Here is a 20,884-nt window from a genome sequence, read left to right as displayed (position 1 = left end):
CACGTTGGCTGGCGGACGTTCGCTCCGCTCAGAGTTTCAGAAGACCGACAGGCGATTCTCCGATCCGTAGTTTGATGTGTGTTTACACGAGATGACTGTGAAAACATGCCAACAATCAGTGCACGGCTCCCGAGCGAGGAGAAAGACGAACTGGACGATGTCGCCGAATTGCTCTCCGAGGACCGGTCGACCACGATTCGGAAGGCCCTCCGGGAAGGGCTGGAGACGCTCCGGCTCCGCGTCGCCGTCGAGCAGTACCAGTCCGGCGATGTGTCGGCAGCCGAAGCAGCACAGCTCGCGGACCTTTCCATCGCCGAGTGGCTCGATGTGGCCCGCGAGCGCAACCTGACGACGCAGCTCGAACTGTCCGACCTGGAGCTCGATGCCGACACGGCCGCGGAGCTATGACTCGCATCTACGTCGGGCCGACGGCGCTGTACTCGCTGGGCCAGGTGGGGGAGCTGTCGCTGTTGGACGCGTTCGACGGCGACATCGTCATTCCGGAGCCCGTCATCGACGAGGTCCAGGTCGAACCGACCGCGACAAACTTGGCTGAGTACCGCGAGGGCGACGTCGACACTGGTGTCGACGAGGCCCACGTCGACCAGGCTGAGTCTCTGCTTGGCGATGCCGACCTTGGAGCCGCTGTGACGGTGCTTGCGGGCGTGCTGGCCCATCGCGACAGCGACGACCGCTCCGCTGTGGCCGTCGTCTCCGAGGACCGCACCGTCCGTCGGATGGGCCAGGGACTGGGGGCAGAGGTGACGAGCAGTTTCGGCGTCGTGGTCCGGGCCGCTATCGAGGACAAGTATCTCAAACCGACCCAGGCAAAGCGGATCGTCAGGCGGATCGATCAACACGGGATGCATCTGACCGGGGAACTGCGGGAGCGAGCGGTTGGCGAAGTCGCGTAGGCCTTGGCTAATTGGCACGGTAATGGCTTTCAGCGCCGTATTTTGTACATGATGGCCCATGGAGGATCGCCCGGCTGTCACGCTGCTGGACTTGAAAGCGTGGGTTTAACAGTGCGGCCCCCAACTCTGGAGGTATGCAGGGTAATCTTCCGCCTGAAGCACAGGAGAAGCTCGAGGAACTGCAGGACCTTCAGCAGACAGCACAGCAGGTCGCCGCACAGAAACAGCAGGCCGAGACGGAGCTCCAGGAGTCCCAGACGGCTCTGGACGAGCTCGACGACATCGACGAGGACTCGACCATGTACCGCGAGGTCGGCGAGCTCCTCGTGAAGACCGAGTTCGACGAGGCCCAGGACGACCTCGAAGAGAAGGTCAACAGCCTCGAAGTCCGCGTCGAGACGCTCGAAAAGCAGGAAGAGCGCGTACAGGAGCAGTTCGAAGAGCTCCAGAGCGAGCTCCAGCAGATGCTCGGCGGCGCAGGCGGCGCGGGTCCGGCCGGCGGCCCCGGCGCTGGCGGCGCATAAGGCGATGCCGACAGACGATGAGGTCGTCGAGACAGCCTCGACCGCAGCCGAAGACGTCGTCTTCTCGCGATACGATGTCGGCACGGTTGAGGATCTCGACGTGACTGTCACCTTCGAAGACGGCGTTCTAGACGTCGACGTGTACGTCAACGCGCCCGACAGTCGGCAGGACGAGGCACAGGTCGCGGACGACGCCGCCCTCGCCGCTCGGGCCGCCGTCGATGACCTGTTCGAAGAATAGGGACCCGCAACGGAGCGGGCAGTCACTCGGTGTTCTACCGACGCCGCGAACCGTCAGTCGTGGCTGGGTCCCCGGTCCGGTCGCTCGCGAACCCGGTTCGGAACGCGATCCAGCCGAGCACTGAGACGAACAGTATCGGCGGGAGAATCATGAACCCCCATAGGGGGTCCAGTCCCCAGCCAAGGAGCAACGCGAGGTCGAACAGCCCGATAGCGAGAAACGGCGAGACAAACAGGAGGGCCCGCTTCCGGTTCATCTTGTCCGACGAGTCCGACGCCGACGAGTCCTCGTCACCCGCAAGGAGGTCTGCCGTCGTGCGGTCACCAGTTCCGTCGTCGTCGTGGCCGCTGGACTCGGCGGTGTCATCCATACTCACCACTCGGAGGTCAGCAAGCAAAAAAACCGCGCTTGGTCGGTCGTCGGTGGAGTGCCGGCAGGTCAGGGGGATTACGCGTCGCTGTCGTCGCTTCCGTCGTCAGTGGACTGTTCGTCGTCCGAGTCGGTCTCGTCAGTGGCTTCCTCGTCCGCATCCGTCTCGTCAGTCGACTCCTCATCAGCGTCGTCCGCGTCGACGCTCTCTGAGGCCGATTCGGTCTCGTTTTCGGCCGCATCACTGTCGTCACCGGGGGTCAGATCGCTGATCTGGTCGCCCAGATCGCCCGTGAGTTCGCCGGCCTGCTTCTGCCCGATGAGCGTGTGGATTTCACTGACGAAGTCAGGGACCTGTTCGGGGAGGTCCGACGGCGGGCCGCGCTGGTCGCCTGCCTCGCCGGCGTCAGCGGGCGGGCCGCGGCGGTCAGCCGCCTCGGCAGCGCCGGCCGACGTGTTCTTGTCTGCGTCCGCTGTTTCGTTCGCCGCCTGCTCGGCAGCGTTGCCTGCCTGTGCGTTGTCCGCGTGATCATCAGCCTGTGCGCCTGCCGCGCCGGGGAGTGCCGCCGCCGAGCCCGTGATGACGAGCACGGCAAGCAGGCCGCCGGCAATCGTAGTGAGTTTCATTGTGATCGTTGCCTCCGCTTGGCTCTCTGGCCCGATGGCATATGAAGGGGGCAAGCCGAAAAGGCGAATTAAGTCGAATTTGTTCGAATTGAACGTTCTATCGCCCGTTTTAATTCGGTTTAATCCCGATTCAGCGTGGACTCACCACTGTATTGTGTCGGACTGGTCTCTGCTGGGCGGGACGGCTGGCGTGCGCGTGAGGCGGCGGAGACACGACACGGTCACAACCGGCATCGGTCACACGATAGCCTACGGGATAGGCCACTGAAACCGCCGTCGGGGTAGCTTTTCATACCCGCGAACCCAACACTGGTCCATGGAACACGATGCCACGGTCGAAGGGGTCGGCGTCGGCGTCAGCGAGGAGGGGGACGGCACGCCGGTCGTCCTGCTCCGTGCGCGTGAGGAGATCGTCCCCATCTTCGTCAGCAAGGACCAGGCTCAGTCGATGCAACTGGCGATGGCCGGCGAGCCCTTCGAGCGCCCGCTCACCCACGATCTGCTGGTCGAGATGGTGACGGAGTTCGGGGGTGCCATCGACCGGGTCCGTATCGACGACCTGGCCGACGGGACCTTCTACGGGAAGATCGACGCGGAGCAGTACACCGACGACCGGCGCAAAGACATGGTGTTCGACGCCCGCCCCTCGGACGCTATCGCGATTGCTCTCCGGGTAGATTGTCCGGTCGTGGTAACGGATGACGTTATCGACGAGGCCGGGCGTTCGCCGGAGCAGTTCGATCAGGGCGGGGGCGGCAGTGAGGATCTCGGGCTGTGAGGACGCGAAACATTTCTGCGTCTGTCCGCCCTTGATACCGTTGATGGGGTACGAATCGGTCATTTTCGACAACGACGGCGTGTTGCTGACGCTGACTGACATGGACGCACACTACGTCGGCGCACGCCAGGCCTTCGAGGAACTCGGTGTGCCATCGCCGTTGACGGCCCACGTCGAGGCCATGAGCATCGGCGTGACGGTGCCCGAACTCACCGCCATCTGTACCAGATACGATATCGATCCCGAGCAGTTCTTCCGAGCTCGTGACGAGGCCCTGACCGCGGTGCAGCGTTCGCTTATCCGAGCAGGCGAGAAACAGCCCTACGGCGACGTGTCCATGCTCGACCGACTGGACTGTCCGCTGGGCGTGGTCTCGTCGAACCAACGGGACACCGTGGCGTTTGCGTTCGAACACTTCGATATCGGCCACTACTTCGACACCGTCTGGGCACGCGAGCCGACAGTCGAGAGCCTCCGTCGGAAGAAACCGCGGCCGTACTACCTCGAGCGGGCGATGGAGGACCTCGGTGTCAGTGACGCCCTGTTCGTCGGCGACAACGAATCCGACATCGAGGCGGCACACCGGGCTGGAATCGACTCGGCGTTCATCCGTCGTCCGCATCGGACCGACACCCGACTCGACGTGACACCGGACCACGACGTGTCTGGCCTCGAAGACGTAGTTCGGATCGTTGGCCGACGCGGCGGGAGCGACTGAGCCGTATCCGGACCTAACGGATACACAGTCTTCACGTTCTGGTACGTATACTGAAAGCAACCTTTCCCATGGCAAGTGCCGTGAAACGGTATGGAGAAGCCGGTCGGTGGAACGGACGAGAACGAACAAGCGGCACGTGACACACCGGCACAGCAGTCCCCCCCTGTGCTGTTGGAGACTCTCGCCGCGCGAATGCCCGAACCAGTGGTCGTTACCGCCACGGACGGGGAGATACGGACCGGGAACGACCACCTCTGTGACCTCCTCGACTCGGACCCGTCGGACGTGTTTGGCAGCCAGATAGCTGCGTTTTTCCCGGATCTACGTGACGTTGACCTCGGAACCCACTGCAGTCAGTCACCGGAAACACCGCTAACGTCGGCGTGTTCCGTCGGCGACACGGAACGGTGGGTCGAAATCGCGTTCGAGCCCCAGCAGTGGGACGGCGAGGAACTGTACCTGGGTATCGTCCACGACATCACCGAACGCCACGAGCGGACGGAGATGCTCAAGCAGTACGAGCGGATCGTCGAGACCATCGAGGACGGCATTTACACGCTTGATGAAGGGTTCACGATGCAGACGGTCAACAGCGCTGTCGAGTCGATGACCGGCTACGACAAGGACACGCTGGTCGGGTCAAACGCGACGCTGCTGGCGGACGAATCCGTTATCGAGGAGGCAGCGGAGATGTCGCGGCAGTTCATCCAGGGCGAGCGCGACGTTGGGACGTTGACGACGGACCTCAGAACGGCTGACGGAGACACGCTCCCGATAGAGACCAAGTTCACGACATACGACCGCGAAGACGGAAGCTATCGGCAGGTCGGCGTCGTTCGGGACATCTCGGACCGGAAGCGGTTCGAGGAGACGCTCGCGGCGCTGCACGAGTCGACCAGAAAGCTGCTGCACACGGAAACAAAGACAGCTGTGGCCGAACAGATACTCGAGACGGCCGTCGACGTACTGGAACTCCCCGACGTGGAGATCTACCTGTTCGACCGAAGCGACAACACCCTTCGTAGCGTCGGCGATGCCGAGTCGGATCGAAGCGCGTCTATCGGACCGGGCGAGAGCACGGTGTGGGACGTGTTCGTGCAGGACAGCGCCGTCGAGGTCGCTCCCGGCGAGCGAATTGACCTCGGTGCGGGACCGGTTACGGCCGACGCGAAACGGCTCTGCCTCCCACTCGAAGACCATGGCGTGTTCTACATCGAACTGGGCGAGCAACACAGCGACGCCAGGACCCGAGAGATGGTGGACCTGCTCGCCGCCAGCGCGGAAGCCGCGCTCGCCCGCGTCGACCGCGAGACGACGCTCCGCGAACGCGAGGCCGAGCGGCGCGAACAGAACCGAGAACTGCGACGGCTCAAGCAGGTCAATGCGATCATTCGTCGGATCGATCAGGTACTCGTCGAAGCGGAGACCACGGAGGAGATCGAGCAGGCGGTGTGTGACCAGTTGGCCGAATCCCAGTGGTTCTCCTTCGCCTGGATCGGCCGACAGGACGCGACGGAACTCATCCCCAGAGCGTGGGCGGGCGACACCGCCAGCTATCTAGACGCTATCTCACTGTCGCTTGAGCGCGAGGGCGGGCCGCCGGCCGTCCAGACTGCACAGTCCGAAGCGATGACTATCGTCCCATCGGTGGCTGACAACCTTCGTGGAGATCACTGGCGGACGGAGGCGCTCTCCCGCGAGTTCCAGTCGGCGCTCAGCATCCCGCTCGAATACGACGACTTCGTCTACGGCGTTCTGACGGTGTACGCCCAACAGGAAGACGGGTTCGACGAGATGCTCCAGGAGGTGTTCACCGAACTCGGTGAAACCATTGCGAACGCGATACGGGAGGTCGAGTCCCGACAGCGGCGGGCCGGCGACGGGACTGTCGAACTCGAACTGTCGCTGTCGGCCCCGCAGTCGTTCCTGACACACCTCTCAGACCGGGTCGGCGTCCCGGTCATCTGTGAGGGAGCCGTACAGCGGAGCGACGGTGCTATCCGTCTCTTCCTCGCTATCTCGGACTGTGACCCGGCTGTCGTCGAGGAACAGATGCTGTCAATGGCCCGTGTCGACACCGCGCGAGCGATCTCGACCGACCAGTTGGACGGGCTTTACGAGGTCGGTGTGACGGGCCAGACCGTCGCGGGGACGCTGCTGGAACAGGGCGGGCGGTTGAAAACGATCCGAACATCGACGGGCGGACTCACGGTGACAGTTGTCGTCTCGGGCGAAACCGATGTCCGCCAGTTCGTCGAACAACTCGGCGAGCGCTATGCGGATGTCACGCTGATCGCGCGCCGTGACGGCACACAGTCCAATGGCCAGCGGGACAGTACAGTCCGGTCGGCACTGGAGGAGCAACTCACCGATAGACAGCTCGAAGTACTCCAGACGGCGTATCTGAGTGGCTTCTTCGACTGGCCCCGGGAGACGACCGGCCAGGAAATCGCGTCCAGCCTGGACGTGTCACAGCCGACGGTCAACCGCCACCTTCGCGTCAGCGAGCGAAAGCTCCTCGAACTCGTGTTCGGCGACATCTGATACCTGCGCTATACTATTAGTGTCCAGTCCGGTGGCCTGTATCTGTATAGCCACAATCACCTTTTCAATCACTCATTAAGGGATAAACAGCGACGAACCATGTCCCAGGCAAAACTGGTCTATAGACCGACACCCAACGAACCGCTGAGCGAAACCATCGTCCACGCTGTAGCTGACACACTGGGTGTCGACCCAGTCCATCTCGATGACCGAATCAGTGACTGTATCGACCCTGATGCGCTGGACCGACTGTTCCGTCCCGATACGGATGGCACTCCGAGTCCTGATGGGCTGGTCGTGTTCAGCATGGCCGACTGTCGCATCGAAGTCGAAGGGAACCGTTCGGTGCTGGTGACACCGTCCCGTGACGTCTCGGCGGCAACTGGACTCGAAGCGTAACTGCGCTCCGCGTGCGGCTGTTCTGCTGGCGCGCTATGTTGTGAGTAGTACTGCCGCTGACAGACCGATTATTGTCACCTTATTTTTCTCTTTTATCTCATACACCGTCGGTATTTTTCAGTAAGTAGATATTTCTTTCGCGGTAGCAATTGAAAAACTGGTACGTAACTTGGAGTAAAGTCGAGCAAATTCCCTGTTAATAGTACACTACTAGCATCTCATACGTCAGTACCACTATAAGTGCAACTTTGCCTCTCGAATGTATGGACCGTGGACACCAACTGATCGAAACCGGCGCGCAGTCGGGCAAGAGCGTCGAGGCAGTGACCGTTCAACCTGAAGGAGTAGAAACGCCCAAACGTCAGTTAATCGAACATTATCCCACTGGCTGTGCCGAGATACAGGGTGCAAGCAATGAGGGGCAGTCACAATGAGTGTTGAGTCGCCTTCGGTTGATGCACAGGACCTTCTCGAAGAGGTTCGGACGACCAGCCTCCCCGACCGGGTTGCAGAACTGGCAGACGAGTACGAGCGGATCTGTGGCGAGCGTGACCGGTTCCTCTGGCAGTGGATCTACTCGCTGTTCCCCGAGTTCACGCTCTCCTCTGTCCACTCGGACCACGCAGACCACGTCCGGACGCAGAAGACGATACTCACAATGTACGTCACGATTCTGGACGACATCGTCGAGAACGATGGGGACCGAGACACCTTCGAAGAGGCCCGCCGACTCGTGCAGGACCCGTCGTCCGTGGACCCGAGCCGTGCGGCGGTAAGTGAGGAATACTTCTCCTTTATCCAGCGCGTGTGGCGGGAGTTCGAGGGGGGACTGACTGACGCGCCGCGTGTCGACGAGTTCTACGACGTGTTTACTTACGATATGCGACAGACGCTGAACGCCATGGATTACAGCGCGGTCGTCAACGAGAACCCCCGGATTGCGAACCTCAGCGGGGCCGAAACCTATGGGGCACATAACATGGTAATGTTCCCCTACGCGGCCGTTGACCTCATGTATTCGCCGGAATTCGAACTCGCCGATTACGGCACGGTTCGGGATCTGATCTGGGACCTGCAAGAGATGGCCCGGATCGGCAACTGGCTCACGACCTGGGAACGAGAGGTCAAGGAAGGGGACTACACCGCGGGAATCGTCGTGCTGGCCCTCCAAGAAGGGTTCGTCACTCCCGAAGAACTGGAAAACCCCGACGGAAAAGCCGAACTCATCGACAAAATCAAAGCCGAGCAGTTCGAGGGCAGATTCCGAGACCGATGGGCCGATATCTACCAATCCGTGCGTGACCGCGAGTTCGACACGGACAGTGTCGACCTGGATGCGCTGGTGCAGGGCATGGAAACCGTGTTCCAGTACCACGAAGCCAGCCGCGGACACAAGTAACGTACCCCGTGGTCCACGGGCACACTGACGTCTAATTCTACGGAATATCAGTTGAAGCGGAGAACGGCCGTACCGTCAGTCGTCGGCGACGAGCGGTTCTTCGTCGTCGGCGACGAGGCGGTCCATCGCATCGACCATCGCGCGCACGGATGCCCGTGTGATGTCCGAGTCGCTAGCGGAGACGACGACGTGGTCATCACCGCGTGACATCTCGATTTCGACCGTGACGAGCGCGTCCGTCCCGCCCGTGATCGCGTCGACGTGGTAGTCTTCGAGCGTCGCGTCGTCGGTGTGAGACAGCGCCACCTCGGCGGCGTTCATCGCGGCGTCGACCGGCCCGGACCCGACTGCCGCTTCCTTGCGCTCCTCGCCGTCGACCGCGAGCCGGACGCTCGCCGTCGGCGTATCGGAACCGGAAACGGCGGTCAGACCGAGCAGTTCGACCCGGCGATCGCGCGCGTCGCCGGTCACCTCGTCGGCGATGGTCAGCAGGTCGGCGTCGGTGACCCGCTTGCCGCGGTCGCCGATCTCCTTGACGCGGCTGACGATCTCCGAGAGCTGCTCATCGGTGACCTCGACGTCGTGCTCGTCGAGTGCGGCCTCAACACCGGCCCGGCCCGCGTGCTTGCCGAGCGCAAGGCGGCGTTCGCGGCCTACCTTCTCCGGCGGGTACGGCTCGTACATCGAGTCGTCCTTGAGCGTGCCGTCGGTGTGGATGCCGGACTCGTGGGTGAAGGCGTTCTCGCCGACAACCGCCTTGTTGGGAGCCAGCGGGATGCCGGTCCGGTTGGCGATGAGCTGGGCGAGATCGTACACCTCGGTGAGGTCCATCGATTCGACGCCGTAGCCGTGGTCGAGCGCGATGGCGACCTCTTCGAGGGCAACGTTGCCGGCGCGCTCGCCAATGCCGTTTATTGTCCCGTGGACGAGGTCCGCACCCGCTGCGATGGAGACTAAGGTGTTGGTCACTGCCAGCCCCAGGTCATCGTGGGTGTGCGTACTCACCGGACCCAGGTCCGAGAGCCGGGAGACGCATTCGAGCGCGCGGTCCGGTGTGGCGTGGCCGACGGTGTCGGCCCAGCAGATGCGGTCTGCGCCAGCCTCGACGGCGGCTCCGAGCAGCTCTTCGAGGTAATCCAGGTCAGCCCGCGACCCGTCCTCGCCGATGACCTCGACCCAGAGCCCGTGGTCGGTGGCGTACTCCACCAACTCGACGGTGTTGTCGACGTTTTCGCTCTTGGAGGTGCCGACCTTCTGCTCCACGTGCTTGTCACTGGCCGGAACCACGAGATTGATGCCGTCGACACCACAGTCGAGCGCGAGGTCGATATCGTTCTGGATACCACGACAGAAGCTGGTGACAGTGCCGTCGAGGTCAAGCCCCGCGACGCGGGAAATCGTCTCGCGCTCGCCGGGGCCAGTGCAGGCGCTCCCGGCTTCGATGACGTCGATACGCGCCGCGTCAAGCGAGCGGGCGATGTCGGCTTTGTCGTCCGGCGTCAGCGAGACGCCGGGGGCCTGCTCGCCGTCGCGCAGTGTCGTGTCGAGAAACTGTACCTCACCGACATCTGAGAGCGCACGCATCGCTGGGTGGCCCTCGAACAGTGTGTTCTGACTCACAGAAGATGCTCCATCACGCGCCACGAATTTCGCGGCCAGCCGCCTCGCGGCGACTTCCTCTATCCTCCGTCGGGTGTTCCGACATAGTGGTGTCTACTCTACTCTTCACGGTCTAAAAGGTGACGGAACTGACTACCACACCTCATACCTGTCGCGTTCAGGATTCCAGACGGACCGTATCGCCTTCAGAAACGGCCGACGCCGTGCCCCCGGGCAGTTCGATGACAGTGTCCGCGTTCGCGTAGCCGACCGAGCGCCAGGGTTGCAGGGTTTCGACGGCTTGGACCTCCTCGTCGACGAGCCAGAGTACGTCGAGCGGGAACCGGACGAACAGCATATGGATGAACTGTCGGCTCGCGCGGTCGAAGGGGAAGACGAGCGCGTAGTCGTCGGGAATCGATGACCGGAACATCAGCCCCCGGCCCTGTTCGAGCATCGACTCAGCATACTCCACATCCGTCGCGAGGGAGTGGGCCGCGCCGTCGGGGTCGTGAACGAGCCGCATACCACCGCGGAAGTCGTAGGCAGGCAAAAAGTCTTCTGTCGGAACGGAGGGTTTGAGAGTGACGGCCACTGACTATGTCGCATGGAGAAGGCTCCCGGGGGAACGTCTGTCGGCGTCGACAACCCATACGACCACGTCCAGCGGTGTGACTTCGTCACCAGCGAAGGGAAGTGTCGCTGGGCACGCGAACACGGCCATCACGACCCCGAATTCGCTAATGCCCGGAGTGCCGACGACTTTCGTTGTCCGGCAGCAATTACGCCCGACGACGCGGACGCAGACGCGGAGTCGGAGTGGGACTGGGCCGACTGCCCGCATTTCCGTTCCCGGAACCACGACCGGGAGTGTGTGCGCTGCGGACTCGAAGAGCGGCGGATGGCCCACTCCGACGAGCAGCCGCTACTAGAGGAACACCACCTCTCGTACCGCGAAGGCGGTGACGGGCTATCACACGAAATAACAGTCTTTCTCTGCCGGTGGTGTCACGCCAAGATTCACCAGTCGTGGGCACGGCTCGACGACGACGTGAATCCGGACCCGGAAGCCATCGCACAGCGGGAACAGCGCCGCTCTAAGGAGCAATCCGAACTGGGCTTCGAATCGGCGGCCGACCGCTACGACGACTTGTAGGTACGCCGAATATCTTATTTGATAATTACTGCCGCACAGATAAGTAGGCACATCGTAACCAGTTACTAAGGTGACCTCTCCGGCGCTCACGAAACAGTCGCTGGGGACGGGATATGTCGTCGCGACGGGCGTCGTGATTTCCGGCGCATTACTCGCCCACGGCATGTCTCTCGTCCGGCCGTCCCCGATAGACGTGGTCATCCTCAGCGTGGGGTTGACACCGGCGCTAGCCCTGGTAGCGGCGAACTACTGGCTCCCGGTGAGTGGGCTGTCCGGCGACCAGATATGGACCGCCGCGGAGTGGTGTGGGCTCGGTATCGCACTGTTTACGCTCATCAAAATCGTCGTGTTGCTCGCCCCGGTACCGCAGTCCTCGATGGTCCCGTCGATACTCGCAAGCGGGGTTGCGGTCGGCGGGTTCGGCGGCATTTTGTTCGGGTGGCTGCTCGAACTCCGGCGGTCCCGACGCCGCCTCGCCCAGAGCAACGAGGTGTTGTTTCGGGTGCTTCGACACGACCTCCGGAACGATCTCAACGTCGCGCTCGGCCACCTCGGTGAACTGCAGCGGGAAACGGCAGAGCGTGGTGATCCCAAGTCGCGTGCACACGTCGAACAGTTGAACGACACCATCGACGATATCATCGACACTACGGAGAAGGCGAGACAGATAGAGTTCGCGTTCGACGCGGACCGCCGTGCACAGGAGCCGATTGACCTCGTACCGTGTGTCCGGGAACAGGCGAAGACGATCAGACAGTCGTATCCGGAGGTGACCGTGGAACTCGATCTCCCGGCGGAGTCGCGGGTGTACGCCGACTGGATGCTCGACACCGTGTTACAGAACGTCATCGAGAACGCGGTCATTCACTGCGAGGAGACCCCGACGCTGTTCATCACCGTCGAGGAGCAGGACCGAACGGTGTTCGTCCACGTCAGCGATAACTGTCCGTCGATTCCACAGCACGAACAGGACGTCCTCGACAGCGGCACGGAGACACAGCTCAGCCACTCCAAAGGCATCGGACTGTGGTTGACGACATGGATCGTTGAGAGCTACGGCGGGGCGGTACATCTCACGGCGACGGACGACGGCAACACCGTAACCCTGGAGTTTCGCGGTCCGACAGTGCTCGACGATATCCGCCAAACCCTGCGAGAGTGGCCCTGAAGCCGGACGCGAGCGGAACCGTCCGACCGCATCAGGAGATATATACGCCTTCGTAGCCTTCGCGTCAGTAATGACCCGAATCGACGTCATCGACAATCACGGACAGTTCACCCACCTGGAGCAGCGCGCGCTCCGGGACATGGGCGTCGACGTCTCGCTCAGGGACAACACGACACCCCCGGAGGAAATCGACGCCGACGGCATCGTCCTGTCGGGTGGCCCGGATATGGACGATATCGGGAACTGCCCCGAGTACCTCGACCTCGACGTGCCCGTACTCGGTATCTGTCTGGGAATGCAACTCATCGCCGACGAACTCGGTGGCCGGGTCGGCGGCGGCGAATACGGCGGCTACGCGGATGTAACGGTCGACATTCTCGATGAGGCCGACCCGCTTCTCGGCTCGCTGCATCCCGAAACGCGTGTGTGGGCGAGCCACGCTGACGAAGTGAAGGAAGTCCCACCCGGATTCGAGCGGACCGCGACCTCCGACGTCTGTGGCGTTGAGGCGATGAGCAACACGGATGAGGCGATATACGGCGTCCAGTGGCATCCGGAGGTCGCCCACACCGAAGAGGGCGAGGAAGTGTTCGAGAACTTCCTGTCGGTCTGTGACCAGCAGTCTGTCGCTCGCCAGTAGTCGCTGAAGTGTGATGTAACTGGTTTTATATTCGCTCGTAGGGTGTGATACAAAAATGACGGCGACACAGGGTAATCTTGCTAGCCTTTCGCGATTTATTTTCAGGGCTCCGACCTGGTACACGAGCCTGGCCTTTGCGCTGGTCATCGCGGCGATGACCGGCATTGTTGCGTTCGACTCGCGGTTCATCCTCGATGACGCCTGGCAGGGCGTGTTTCTCATCGGCCTGCCGACTTCAATCGCCAGTGCCGTGACGCCGTGGGTCGACCGTCAGTTGGGTGGGCAACTCACCCCGAACCGGGCCACCCTGCTTGCGGTCATCTGTGAGCTGATCACTATCGCGATGCTGACTGTCGCCGGCGTTATCGCCATCTTTACCGTCCGTCTCGGGCAGAACTTCGTCTTCGACGTGCTGTTAGTCGCGCTGGCGTCGATATTCGCCTTCCGGCTGCTGATACTGATGGCCGTCTCGCGGCACTCACTGCTGAAAGCGGCGATTCCAGCGAGCGTCCAGACAGTCACTGCCGCCGTGTTGCTGGCGATATACAGCGGGGCGACCGCGTTCATCCTCGAAGATCCGATGCTCCGGGAGTACCTCTCGCGCCCGGAAGAAGTCCCGCCGCAGGTACAGGGATTTATCCCACAGGACTTCATCATTCTCGCAGTTATCTGTGTCATCTACGCGCTGGCGGTCTGGCTGTTCCTGGTCGTCATCGACCAACCGTGGCGCTCCTCGCTCGACGTTTCCGCACTAGATTTCCTCCGGGGCTTCATCGGACATATCGCCGAAGGCACGCGCGAACTCGAGGAGTTCTTCGAGGACATCGGCGAAGAAGCCGTCGTCCCGGTCACCGTATTGTCGGTCCGCCGGCCGGGCGGCGAGGAGAAAGCCCGATTTGTCCTGCCGATGATTCACCCCGGTCCGATGGGCGAAATCGGCGGTGGGAACCTCCCCAGACGCGTCGCCGAGTCGGCTGAGGGGCTGGCCTTCCCGCCACACGCGACCGCCGGCCACGACTTCAACCTCGTCACGGAGCGGGAAGTCGGCAAGATCCTGTCGACGGCTGAGACAGCGTATCAGCGCATCGAGTACGACGGCCAAGCGACGGCGGGTCATCAGGTCACCGAAGGCGAGGCCACACTGACCGGCCAGGCCTTCGGCGACGACGCGCTCATCGTGAACACGTACGCGCCGGGCTGTGCCGACGACGTGGAATACGCCGTCGGACTCTCAGCGATGTCGGAAGCGCGGGCCGACGGGCTCGACGACGTGCTTCTGGTCGACGCGCACAACTGCAACGACGGGCTCGAAGGTGATGACCTCGGCCACGTCGTTCCCGGCAGTCAGCGGTCCTTCGATATGCTCCACGGAGCCGGACAGCTTGGAAGCCTGCTCACGGACGCCGACACTGGCCACCTCCGCTGTGGCGTCGCCTGGGATGAAACCCCATGGGAACCCAAGGAGGGCATCGGCCCGCTCGGGATCCGCGTCTGTGTCTTCGAGGTCAACGACCAGCGAACGGCGTACGTGCTCATCGACGGCAACAACATGGAGCCGGGCCTCCGTCAGCGCATCATCGACGCCGCCGAAGGCGTGGATATGATGGAGGTAATGACCAGTGACACCCACATCGTCAACACTGTCGAGGCCGAGAACCAGGTCGGACAGGCGATCCCCGAGAAGGAGATCGTTGCACTCATCGGCGACCTCGTCGACAGAGCTGTCGCCGACCTCGAACCGGTTGAGGCCGGGATGGCGAGCGAACAGGCGACCGTGACGGTGTTCGGCAACGACCGGACCGAAACGCTGGCCTCGACTGCCAACGCGATGGTCTCGATGGGTGGCGCGCTGGCTGGCGCGTTTATTCTCGTCGTAATGACCATCAGCGTATTGATTTTCCTGCTGACCTGACGACGGTCGACCGGATACGCTTCGTCTGAGGCCCAGCACTGTCGCTCGGCGAGTTGTGCCGTCAGAAAGCGCCGAGGAGGAGATTTGAACTCCTGAGTCCGTGAGGACAGTTGCTCTCGAAGCAACCGCCTTGGCCAGGCTAGGCTACCTCGGCTCACCCATCAGTACCGCCGTTTGCTCTTTAGGGGTTTCGATTTCGGACTCGACACCCCTTTATTGGGTCCGTAACATGACAGGATATGGACGCTACCGAGGCAAGCGAGGTGTCGAGTCAGATCCTCGACGAGATCGGGAGTGCCGTCATTGCTGACCGCGGCTTCTTCGAGACGGTGCTGCTGGGGGTCGTCGCGAAGGGCCACGTCCTGCTTGAGGACGTTCCCGGCACGGGAAAGACGCTGACCGCCCGCAGCGTCGCGACCGCGCTGGGACTGTCCTTCTCCCGAATCCAGTTCACGCCGGATCTCCTGCCGGCCGATATCACGGGAACGCACATCTTCAACGAGGAGTCCCGGAGCTTCGAATTCACCGAAGGGCCGGTGTTCGCCAACGTCCTGTTGGCTGACGAAATCAACCGCGCACCGCCAAAGACCCAGTCCGCGCTGCTCGAAGCGATGGAAGAAGGACAGGTCACCGTCGATGGGGATACGTACGACCTGCCCGAACCGTTCTTCGTCATCGCTACCCAGAACCCCGTCGACATGGAGGGGACCTTCGAACTCCCCGAAGCGCAAGTCGACCGGTTTCTGGCAAAAACCTCACTTGGCTATCCTGACGACGAAGGCGAGGTCGAACTCCTCCGGCGGCGTGCCGGTCGGACGACACAGAGTCCGACCGTGAAACCGATACTCGACGCGGAATCAGTCAAAGAACTCCGGAGCGTTCCGGAGACCGTCACCGTCGACGACGACCTGCTGCAGTACATGGCTGACCTCGTCCGGGCGACTAGGGACGACTACCGCGTGGACGTCGGGGTCTCACCGCGCGGGACCCAGCGACTGTTTGAGGCGACGCGAGCGATGGCGACGATTGCCGGTCGGGAGTACGTTGCGCCGGACGACATCAAGCGGGTCGCACAGCCGGTGCTGGCCCATAGGCTGGTATTGACTCCTGATGCCCGCGTCGAGCAAGTCGACAAGGGAACAGTCATCCAGAGCGTGCTCGACGAGGTCCCCGTCCCGACCGTCTAACCCCACGTCCAGTGGGCATCCAGCGCGTATCGGTACACGCCGGTGATGACGATAGCCCCACCATTGCCGACCAGCGGCACGACGCCACCCCAGGTGACAAAGGCGTAGAGGAGGCCTAACTGGAGCGGGATCGCCGTCCCACGAACGAGATTTGTCTTCCCTAACCCGACTACGTACTCCCGGAAATCCGAATGCTGTGACCGGTGGAACGTCCAGGCGTTGTTGAGGACGTACTGGAGCAGTATCGTACACTCGATAGCGACGGCGGCCGCGAGAATGTAATTCAGGCCACCGACATCGTTGAACAGCCATAATAGCGCTTGCTGAACGGACGCGGCAAACACACCGACGAGAAAAAACCGGATGAGTTGCTGTCGCCGGGCCGGTGTGACGACAGCGGACGCCATACAGCCTTACTGATAACCGAGTGCCTTTAACCGTGCTGTTATCTCGTCGGATGCCTCGGTGTTTTCCGCACCCGTCCCGTCGCTATCGAGTTCGGCGAGGTGTTCGGTGACAGCATCCGATAGGCGGTCGAGAACGGTCGCAGGCGGATCGGCGTCCGTCGAGTCCGAACACAGATCGACCTGTTCTTCTGGGTCGTTCGTCCGGTCATACAGTTCCTGACGCCCCGATTCCGTGAACTCGATGTACGTGTAGCGCTCGTCGCGTGCGCTGAGGAGGAGTTCGCCGTCCGCACGACTCCGCGGAATCGGCTGGCTGGTCACGCTCTCGCCCCGGACCGCCGCGGAGACGATGGGGCCGCGGTCCTCAATGGTCTCGTCGTGGAGCGCCGGAGCGACGGACGCCCCGTCCCACTCGGCCGCTGGGGTGAGCGACAGCAGATCGCACACCGTCGGCGCAATAGTGTCGAGGCCGACCGGCGTCTCGACCGACTGGCCCTCCCCGTCCGGTGTCGAGACGATGTAGGGAACGTCGATGAGTTCCCGATAGAGCTTGGGGTAGTGAGCGAGGTGACCGTGTTCGAGGAACTCCTCGCCGTGGTCGCCGGCGACGATGATGGCCGTATCGTCGCGGTGGCCCTCGGTTTCGAGGGTGTCGAGAAGCCGACCAACGCTGGCGTCGACCTGCCGAACCGTCGCCTCGTACAGCGTCCGGAGCGTCTCCAGCGTCCGGTCGTCGACCTCCCAGCCCAGTCCGGTTCGGAGGTGGGAGTTGAGCATCCGGAGGACGCCGAAGTGGTTGTCCGACACCTCGCGGATATGCCGCGGGGCCGGGACGTACGGCGTGTGCGTGTCCATGTAATGGACCCACAGGAAAAACGGGCCGTCGGTCGTCTCCAAGAACTCAGTGGCGCGGTCTTCGAGGTCGCCCATCCGCGAGACGTCGGCGAAGGGCCGCTCGTCGGAGCCGCCGCTGAGGACGGTCGCGGCGCGTCGGAACGGCGAGGTACCCAACTGGACCCATGCCTGAATGGTCGGGTGGGCCGCCAGGTACTTGCTGTAGCCGCCGCTGTCGACGAACGGCTCGAATTCGTCGAACCCGCGGTCGTACCCCCAGTGGTCAGTGAGGAAGCCGTTTGCGGCGTTGAACCCCGCCGTCTCGATACCGGCACCGGATACCTGCTCGGCCAGCGTCGGCGTCGACGCCAGACCGATGTCGTCGCTCTCCGCGAACACCGGCCGTGATCCATGGATGCTGGGGAACGAGAACGGCGTCCAGTTCCCCTGTGCCATGGCGTTTTCGAAGACGACGCCCGACTCTGCGAGCGAGTCCATGACCGGCGAGGCGCTGTCAGCGCCACCCAGCGCGTCCGCCCGCAACGAGTCGACCGTGACCAGCACTACGTTGTTCGTCGCTGGGGCTGTCATTATCGACCCACACGCCCCCTTGACCCTAATGGTACCGACGTATCGCGTCCGTAAACGGGGGTTTGCCCCAAGAACGTGCCACCTGATTCTCTCATACCCCTTATATCGGACACTGAATACTGAACGTTCCGGATAAATTCAGGCGGACCGACTAGAACCATACCCTTATAGGGTGGTATTAAAGCCCCTCACAGACAATTGGCCGTGCAGAGCGTCTCCGATGACCGACCAGATTCAATTTCGGTCCTACGACGACCGAGACGCCGACGCTGTCTGGCGTCTCCACGAGTGGGCGATGCGAGCGACTGGAAACGACCCCAGTGACATCCCCGGAACGTCGGACCTAAAAAACATCGAGACGCGGTATTTCGACACCGGTGGCGCGTTTCTCGTCGGCATCGTTCCCAACGATAACGGCGAACTCCCGCAGACATTCGACGGCAGCCTGGCCGCGATGGGTGGATTCCTCCCGAACGAAGTCGGCCATGCGGACGAGCGCACCGTGCCCGGCGCAGCCGAACTTCACCGAATGCGGGTCGCCCCATCCCGGCAGCGGCACGGCTACGGTCGTCACCTCCTCCAAAACCTCGAACAGCAAGTGGCCGAGCGGGGGTACGAGGTTCTGCTTGCGACGACGTCACAGAGCCAGCCCGCCGCGGTCGCGTTCTACCGCGACGAGGGGTATCAGGAGGTCGGCCGGTCAACACAGGGCGAGTACGAACTCGTCCACTTCGAAAAACAGCTCTGACCACAGCCCGGTCGGCGTTCAGTCGCCGCTGTAGGCGTCGTCGGTGTCTTCACCGAAGGAGGTGTTGAGCCCACCTGGGCTCTCCCGGTCCTGCTCGCGCATACTCTGTCGCGTGAACTGCGGCTTGGCGCGAACGGCCTTCTTCGAACGGAACGACCACCACAGCGCCAGGGACAGGCCGACGGTTCCGGCGATACCGACACCGGTAGCCGGCAGTGACGCCTGCGTGTACAGGAACGCTGTCGAGAACAGCGTGCTCGCGAGCAACATCCCGAGGATAAGCCGCTTAGTCATCGTTGCGAGCAAGCCATCGGAGTCCTCGATGTCGGCCTGCACGCGGAAGTCCTCTCGCTCGACCCTGTCGAGGGCAGACTCCAGTTTCGGCGGGATTCGGACGGCCGACCGGGCGGCGTCGGACACTTCGGTGGCCCGGTCCTCGACGAAGTTCCGCACGCCCTCTGCGAGATATCCTTCCTCGCGGAGGTAGTCGGTGGCAACGCCGATGAAGTCGAAGTCCTCGTCGAGCGTGACACAGACACCTTCGACGACCGTGGCGACGCGCAACACGAGCGCCAAGTTCGCCGGCAGGCGAAGCGGGAACTCGTAGATGGTGTCCTCGACCTGCTGGATGATCTGCTGGACGCGGTACTGCTCGATGTCCTCGCCACGAGCGTCGGCGATGGCCAGTTCCATCACGTCGCCCATCACTTGTCGGTCGGCTTCCGGCGAAAGGGTCCCCATCTCGATGAGGGCATCGAGAATCGCGTCGATGTCTTGATCGGCGACGGCGGCGTAGAAGTCGATGATCTTGTCCTGCACGAACGGATCGACCCGGCCGGACATCCCGAAGTCGTAGAAGACGAGCGTCCCGTCGTCCTGCACGGCGAGGTTTCCGGGATGCGGGTCGGCGTGGAACACGCCGTCGTCGATAATCATCTGGAGGTACGCCCGCTGGAGCGTCTCGGCCAGTTCCGTTCGATTGATCCCGCCCGCATCGAGGCTATCGATGTCGTTGATTTTCGTGCCAGGAACGTACTCCATCGTCAGGACGCGCCGCGTGGAGTGAGACTCCTTGACCTTGGGGATGCAGATACGGTCATTGTCCCTGAAGTTCTCCCGGATTTCGGTCAGCATACGGCCCTCTCGCTGGTAGTCCATCTCCTCGCGGATGGTCTTTGAGAACTCGTCGGCCAGCGTCTCCAGCGAGAACGACCGGGAGTCGTCGATGAAATACATCAACAGCGGGAGCGACCAGCGGACGACCCGCAGGTCGGCCTCGACGAGCGCTTCGATGCCGGGGCGGCGAATCTTGACGGCGACCTTCTCGCCGTCGACCTCCGCCAGATACACCTGCCCGAGCGACGCGCCGCTTATCGCCTCCGTCTCGAATTCGTCGAAGCGGTCGTCGACAGAGCCCAGCTCGTCCTCGATGACGACCCTCGCCTCGTCCCAGTCCGCCGGCGGCACGCGGTCCTGTAACTTCGAGAACTCTTCGATGTACTCCGGTGGCAGGACGTCCGGCCGGGTCGAGAGGATCTGCCCGAGTTTGATGAACGTCGGGCCGAGCGTCAACAGTGAGTCGAGCAGCTGCTGTGCACGTTTGCGACGCTGTTCAGGCGTGACACGGCGCGACGAGCCGACTACGAAGAACCGCTTTCGGTCTCGTGCGTACGCGACCAACAGGGGCAGGAAGTGGCGAGCGACGACGAGGAACCGCCAGTACGCGCGAAGGTTCACCGGCTTGCCACCTCTGGGTCAGTCCCCGTCGATCGGGATTGTCGTGCTCGGTGCGGCTGTCGCCTTCGGCAGGCGGAGTTCGAGGACGCCGTTTTCCACGGTCCCCTCCCCGCCCTGTCCGGTCGTGTCCGGCGGGAGCGGGAGCTCGGCGTCGAGGAACACGGAGCGGTCCTCGCGAACGAACGTGAACTCCCCGGGCACGTCCTTGGTCCGTTGCCCGTCGATACGAAGGCGGCCCCCCTCAACGGTCACGTCGATCGTCTCCGCGGTCACGCCCGGCAGGTCGAGCACGAGCAGGTATTCGTCCTCGGATTCGAGCACGTCCGCGAACACGGCATCGGGAAGGTCCCGAAGCGCTTCACGCAGGGCAGACATGCGCCCATCTAAGTGGT

At 62.8% G+C, this 20,884-nt stretch carries 23 protein-coding genes and 1 tRNA gene; 15 read left to right on the top strand and 9 right to left on the bottom strand.

Features of this window, described 5'->3' with window-relative positions; genetic code table 11:
* Positions 1 to 105 precede the first annotated feature (105 nt).
* The 4 genes from C444_RS05465 (at position 106) to C444_RS05450 (ending at position 1,679) form a co-directional block, all read left to right on the top strand.
* Complete coding sequence (locus tag C444_RS05465; RefSeq protein WP_004517029.1) at positions 106 to 408, top strand: UPF0175 family protein; 303 nt, start codon at positions 106 to 108, stop codon at positions 406 to 408.
* Positions 405 to 914, top strand: coding sequence for a hypothetical protein (locus C444_RS05460; protein ID WP_004591485.1), 510 nt, complete (start codon positions 405 to 407; stop codon positions 912 to 914). The genes C444_RS05465 and C444_RS05460 overlap by 4 nt, the downstream gene beginning before the upstream one ends.
* A gap of 134 nt (positions 915 to 1,048) precedes the next feature.
* Positions 1,049 to 1,438, top strand: a complete 390-nt coding sequence (locus C444_RS05455; RefSeq protein WP_004591484.1) for a prefoldin subunit beta — start codon at positions 1,049 to 1,051, stop codon at positions 1,436 to 1,438.
* A 4-nt stretch (positions 1,439 to 1,442) separates the two neighbouring features.
* Positions 1,443 to 1,679 (top strand): hypothetical protein, encoded by a 237-nt coding sequence (locus C444_RS05450; protein WP_004591483.1) that lies wholly within the window; start codon positions 1,443 to 1,445, stop codon positions 1,677 to 1,679.
* 34 nt (positions 1,680 to 1,713) lie between these two features.
* Here C444_RS05450 and C444_RS05445 read toward each other — a convergent pair whose 3' ends face one another.
* Together C444_RS05445 and C444_RS05440 are read right to left on the bottom strand one after the other, a co-directional pair.
* Positions 1,714 to 2,049, bottom strand: a complete 336-nt coding sequence (locus C444_RS05445; protein ID WP_004591482.1) for a hypothetical protein — start codon at positions 2,047 to 2,049, stop codon at positions 1,714 to 1,716.
* 77 nt (positions 2,050 to 2,126) lie between these two features.
* Entirely contained in the window at positions 2,127 to 2,675 is a 549-nt protein-coding gene (locus tag C444_RS05440) for a hypothetical protein (RefSeq protein ID WP_004591481.1), read from the bottom strand.
* A 316-nt stretch (positions 2,676 to 2,991) separates the two neighbouring features.
* Between C444_RS05440 and C444_RS05435 the strand changes: the two genes are divergently transcribed.
* From C444_RS05435 to C444_RS05415, 5 genes are all read left to right on the top strand, one after another.
* Complete coding sequence (locus tag C444_RS05435; protein ID WP_004591480.1) at positions 2,992 to 3,453, top strand: bifunctional nuclease family protein; 462 nt, start codon at positions 2,992 to 2,994, stop codon at positions 3,451 to 3,453.
* Between the two features lie 43 nt (positions 3,454 to 3,496).
* Positions 3,497 to 4,171: an HAD family hydrolase gene (locus tag C444_RS05430; protein ID WP_004591479.1), complete on the top strand. Its 675-nt coding sequence runs from the start codon at positions 3,497 to 3,499 to the stop codon at positions 4,169 to 4,171.
* 90 nt (positions 4,172 to 4,261) lie between these two features.
* Positions 4,262 to 6,715 carry a bacterio-opsin activator domain-containing protein gene (locus C444_RS05425; protein WP_004591478.1) on the top strand — a complete coding sequence of 818 codons (2,454 nt, stop codon included), beginning with the start codon at positions 4,262 to 4,264 and terminating at the stop codon, positions 6,713 to 6,715.
* 99 nt (positions 6,716 to 6,814) lie between these two features.
* Positions 6,815 to 7,114, top strand: coding sequence for a HalOD1 output domain-containing protein (locus tag C444_RS05420; protein WP_004591477.1), 300 nt, complete (start codon positions 6,815 to 6,817; stop codon positions 7,112 to 7,114).
* 430 nt (positions 7,115 to 7,544) lie between these two features.
* Complete coding sequence (locus tag C444_RS05415; protein ID WP_004591476.1) at positions 7,545 to 8,513, top strand: terpene synthase family protein; 969 nt, start codon at positions 7,545 to 7,547, stop codon at positions 8,511 to 8,513.
* Between the two features lie 75 nt (positions 8,514 to 8,588).
* On the opposite strand, the gene C444_RS05410 is transcribed toward C444_RS05415, so the two are convergent.
* Both C444_RS05410 and C444_RS05405 read right to left on the bottom strand, forming a co-directional pair.
* The gene (locus C444_RS05410) at positions 8,589 to 10,097 is read right to left on the bottom strand and encodes a (R)-citramalate synthase (protein ID WP_004591475.1); all 1,509 of its coding nucleotides are present in this window, start codon (positions 10,095 to 10,097) and stop codon (positions 8,589 to 8,591) included.
* Between the two features lie 193 nt (positions 10,098 to 10,290).
* Complete coding sequence (locus C444_RS05405; protein WP_004591474.1) at positions 10,291 to 10,638, bottom strand: DUF192 domain-containing protein; 348 nt, start codon at positions 10,636 to 10,638, stop codon at positions 10,291 to 10,293.
* A gap of 81 nt (positions 10,639 to 10,719) precedes the next feature.
* Here C444_RS05405 and C444_RS05400 point away from each other — a divergent pair, with 81 nt between their 5' ends.
* From C444_RS05400 to C444_RS05385, 4 genes are all read left to right on the top strand, one after another.
* Positions 10,720 to 11,268: a DUF7097 family protein gene (locus C444_RS05400; RefSeq protein WP_004591473.1), complete on the top strand. Its 549-nt coding sequence runs from the start codon at positions 10,720 to 10,722 to the stop codon at positions 11,266 to 11,268.
* Between the two features lie 70 nt (positions 11,269 to 11,338).
* Positions 11,339 to 12,436, top strand: coding sequence for an ATP-binding protein (locus tag C444_RS05395; RefSeq protein ID WP_004591472.1), 1,098 nt, complete (start codon positions 11,339 to 11,341; stop codon positions 12,434 to 12,436).
* Positions 12,437 to 12,506: 70 nt separating this feature from the next.
* Positions 12,507 to 13,076 (top strand): GMP synthase subunit A, encoded by a 570-nt coding sequence (locus C444_RS05390; RefSeq protein ID WP_004591471.1) that lies wholly within the window; start codon positions 12,507 to 12,509, stop codon positions 13,074 to 13,076.
* Between the two features lie 55 nt (positions 13,077 to 13,131).
* Entirely contained in the window at positions 13,132 to 14,988 is a 1,857-nt protein-coding gene (locus C444_RS05385; RefSeq protein WP_004591470.1) for a DUF2070 family protein, read from the top strand.
* A 69-nt stretch (positions 14,989 to 15,057) separates the two neighbouring features.
* Here the strand turns inward: C444_RS05385 and C444_RS05380 are convergent.
* Positions 15,058 to 15,142, bottom strand: a tRNA-Ser gene (locus C444_RS05380).
* 85 nt (positions 15,143 to 15,227) lie between these two features.
* Between C444_RS05380 and C444_RS05375 the strand changes: the two genes are divergently transcribed.
* Positions 15,228 to 16,175, top strand: a complete 948-nt coding sequence (locus tag C444_RS05375; RefSeq protein ID WP_004591469.1) for an AAA family ATPase — start codon at positions 15,228 to 15,230, stop codon at positions 16,173 to 16,175.
* On the opposite strand, the gene C444_RS05370 is transcribed toward C444_RS05375, so the two are convergent.
* Both C444_RS05370 and C444_RS05365 read right to left on the bottom strand, forming a co-directional pair.
* Positions 16,172 to 16,582 carry a GtrA family protein gene (locus C444_RS05370; RefSeq protein WP_004591468.1) on the bottom strand — a complete coding sequence of 137 codons (411 nt, stop codon included), beginning with the start codon at positions 16,580 to 16,582 and terminating at the stop codon, positions 16,172 to 16,174. The genes C444_RS05375 and C444_RS05370 overlap by 4 nt on opposite strands.
* Before the next feature lie 6 nt (positions 16,583 to 16,588).
* Positions 16,589 to 18,007 (bottom strand): sulfatase-like hydrolase/transferase, encoded by a 1,419-nt coding sequence (locus tag C444_RS05365; RefSeq protein ID WP_004591467.1) that lies wholly within the window; start codon positions 18,005 to 18,007, stop codon positions 16,589 to 16,591.
* Positions 18,008 to 18,227: 220 nt separating this feature from the next.
* Between C444_RS05365 and C444_RS05360 the strand changes: the two genes are divergently transcribed.
* Complete coding sequence (locus C444_RS05360; protein ID WP_004591466.1) at positions 18,228 to 18,755, top strand: GNAT family N-acetyltransferase; 528 nt, start codon at positions 18,228 to 18,230, stop codon at positions 18,753 to 18,755.
* An 18-nt stretch (positions 18,756 to 18,773) separates the two neighbouring features.
* Here the strand turns inward: C444_RS05360 and C444_RS05355 are convergent, their stop codons facing one another.
* Together C444_RS05355 and C444_RS05350 are read right to left on the bottom strand one after the other, a co-directional pair.
* A complete protein-coding gene (locus tag C444_RS05355) occupies positions 18,774 to 20,492 on the bottom strand; it encodes an ABC1 kinase family protein (protein WP_004591465.1) in 1,719 nt (572 codons plus the stop codon).
* A gap of 18 nt (positions 20,493 to 20,510) precedes the next feature.
* Complete coding sequence (locus C444_RS05350; RefSeq protein WP_004957670.1) at positions 20,511 to 20,867, bottom strand: Hsp20/alpha crystallin family protein; 357 nt, start codon at positions 20,865 to 20,867, stop codon at positions 20,511 to 20,513.
* Between the last annotated feature and the right edge of the window lie 17 nt (positions 20,868 to 20,884).

The sequence above is a fragment of the Haloarcula japonica DSM 6131 genome (assembly GCF_000336635.1).
Lineage (GTDB): Archaea > Halobacteriota > Halobacteria > Halobacteriales > Haloarculaceae > Haloarcula > Haloarcula japonica.
This window is presented reverse-complemented; position numbering and strand designations above follow the sequence as displayed.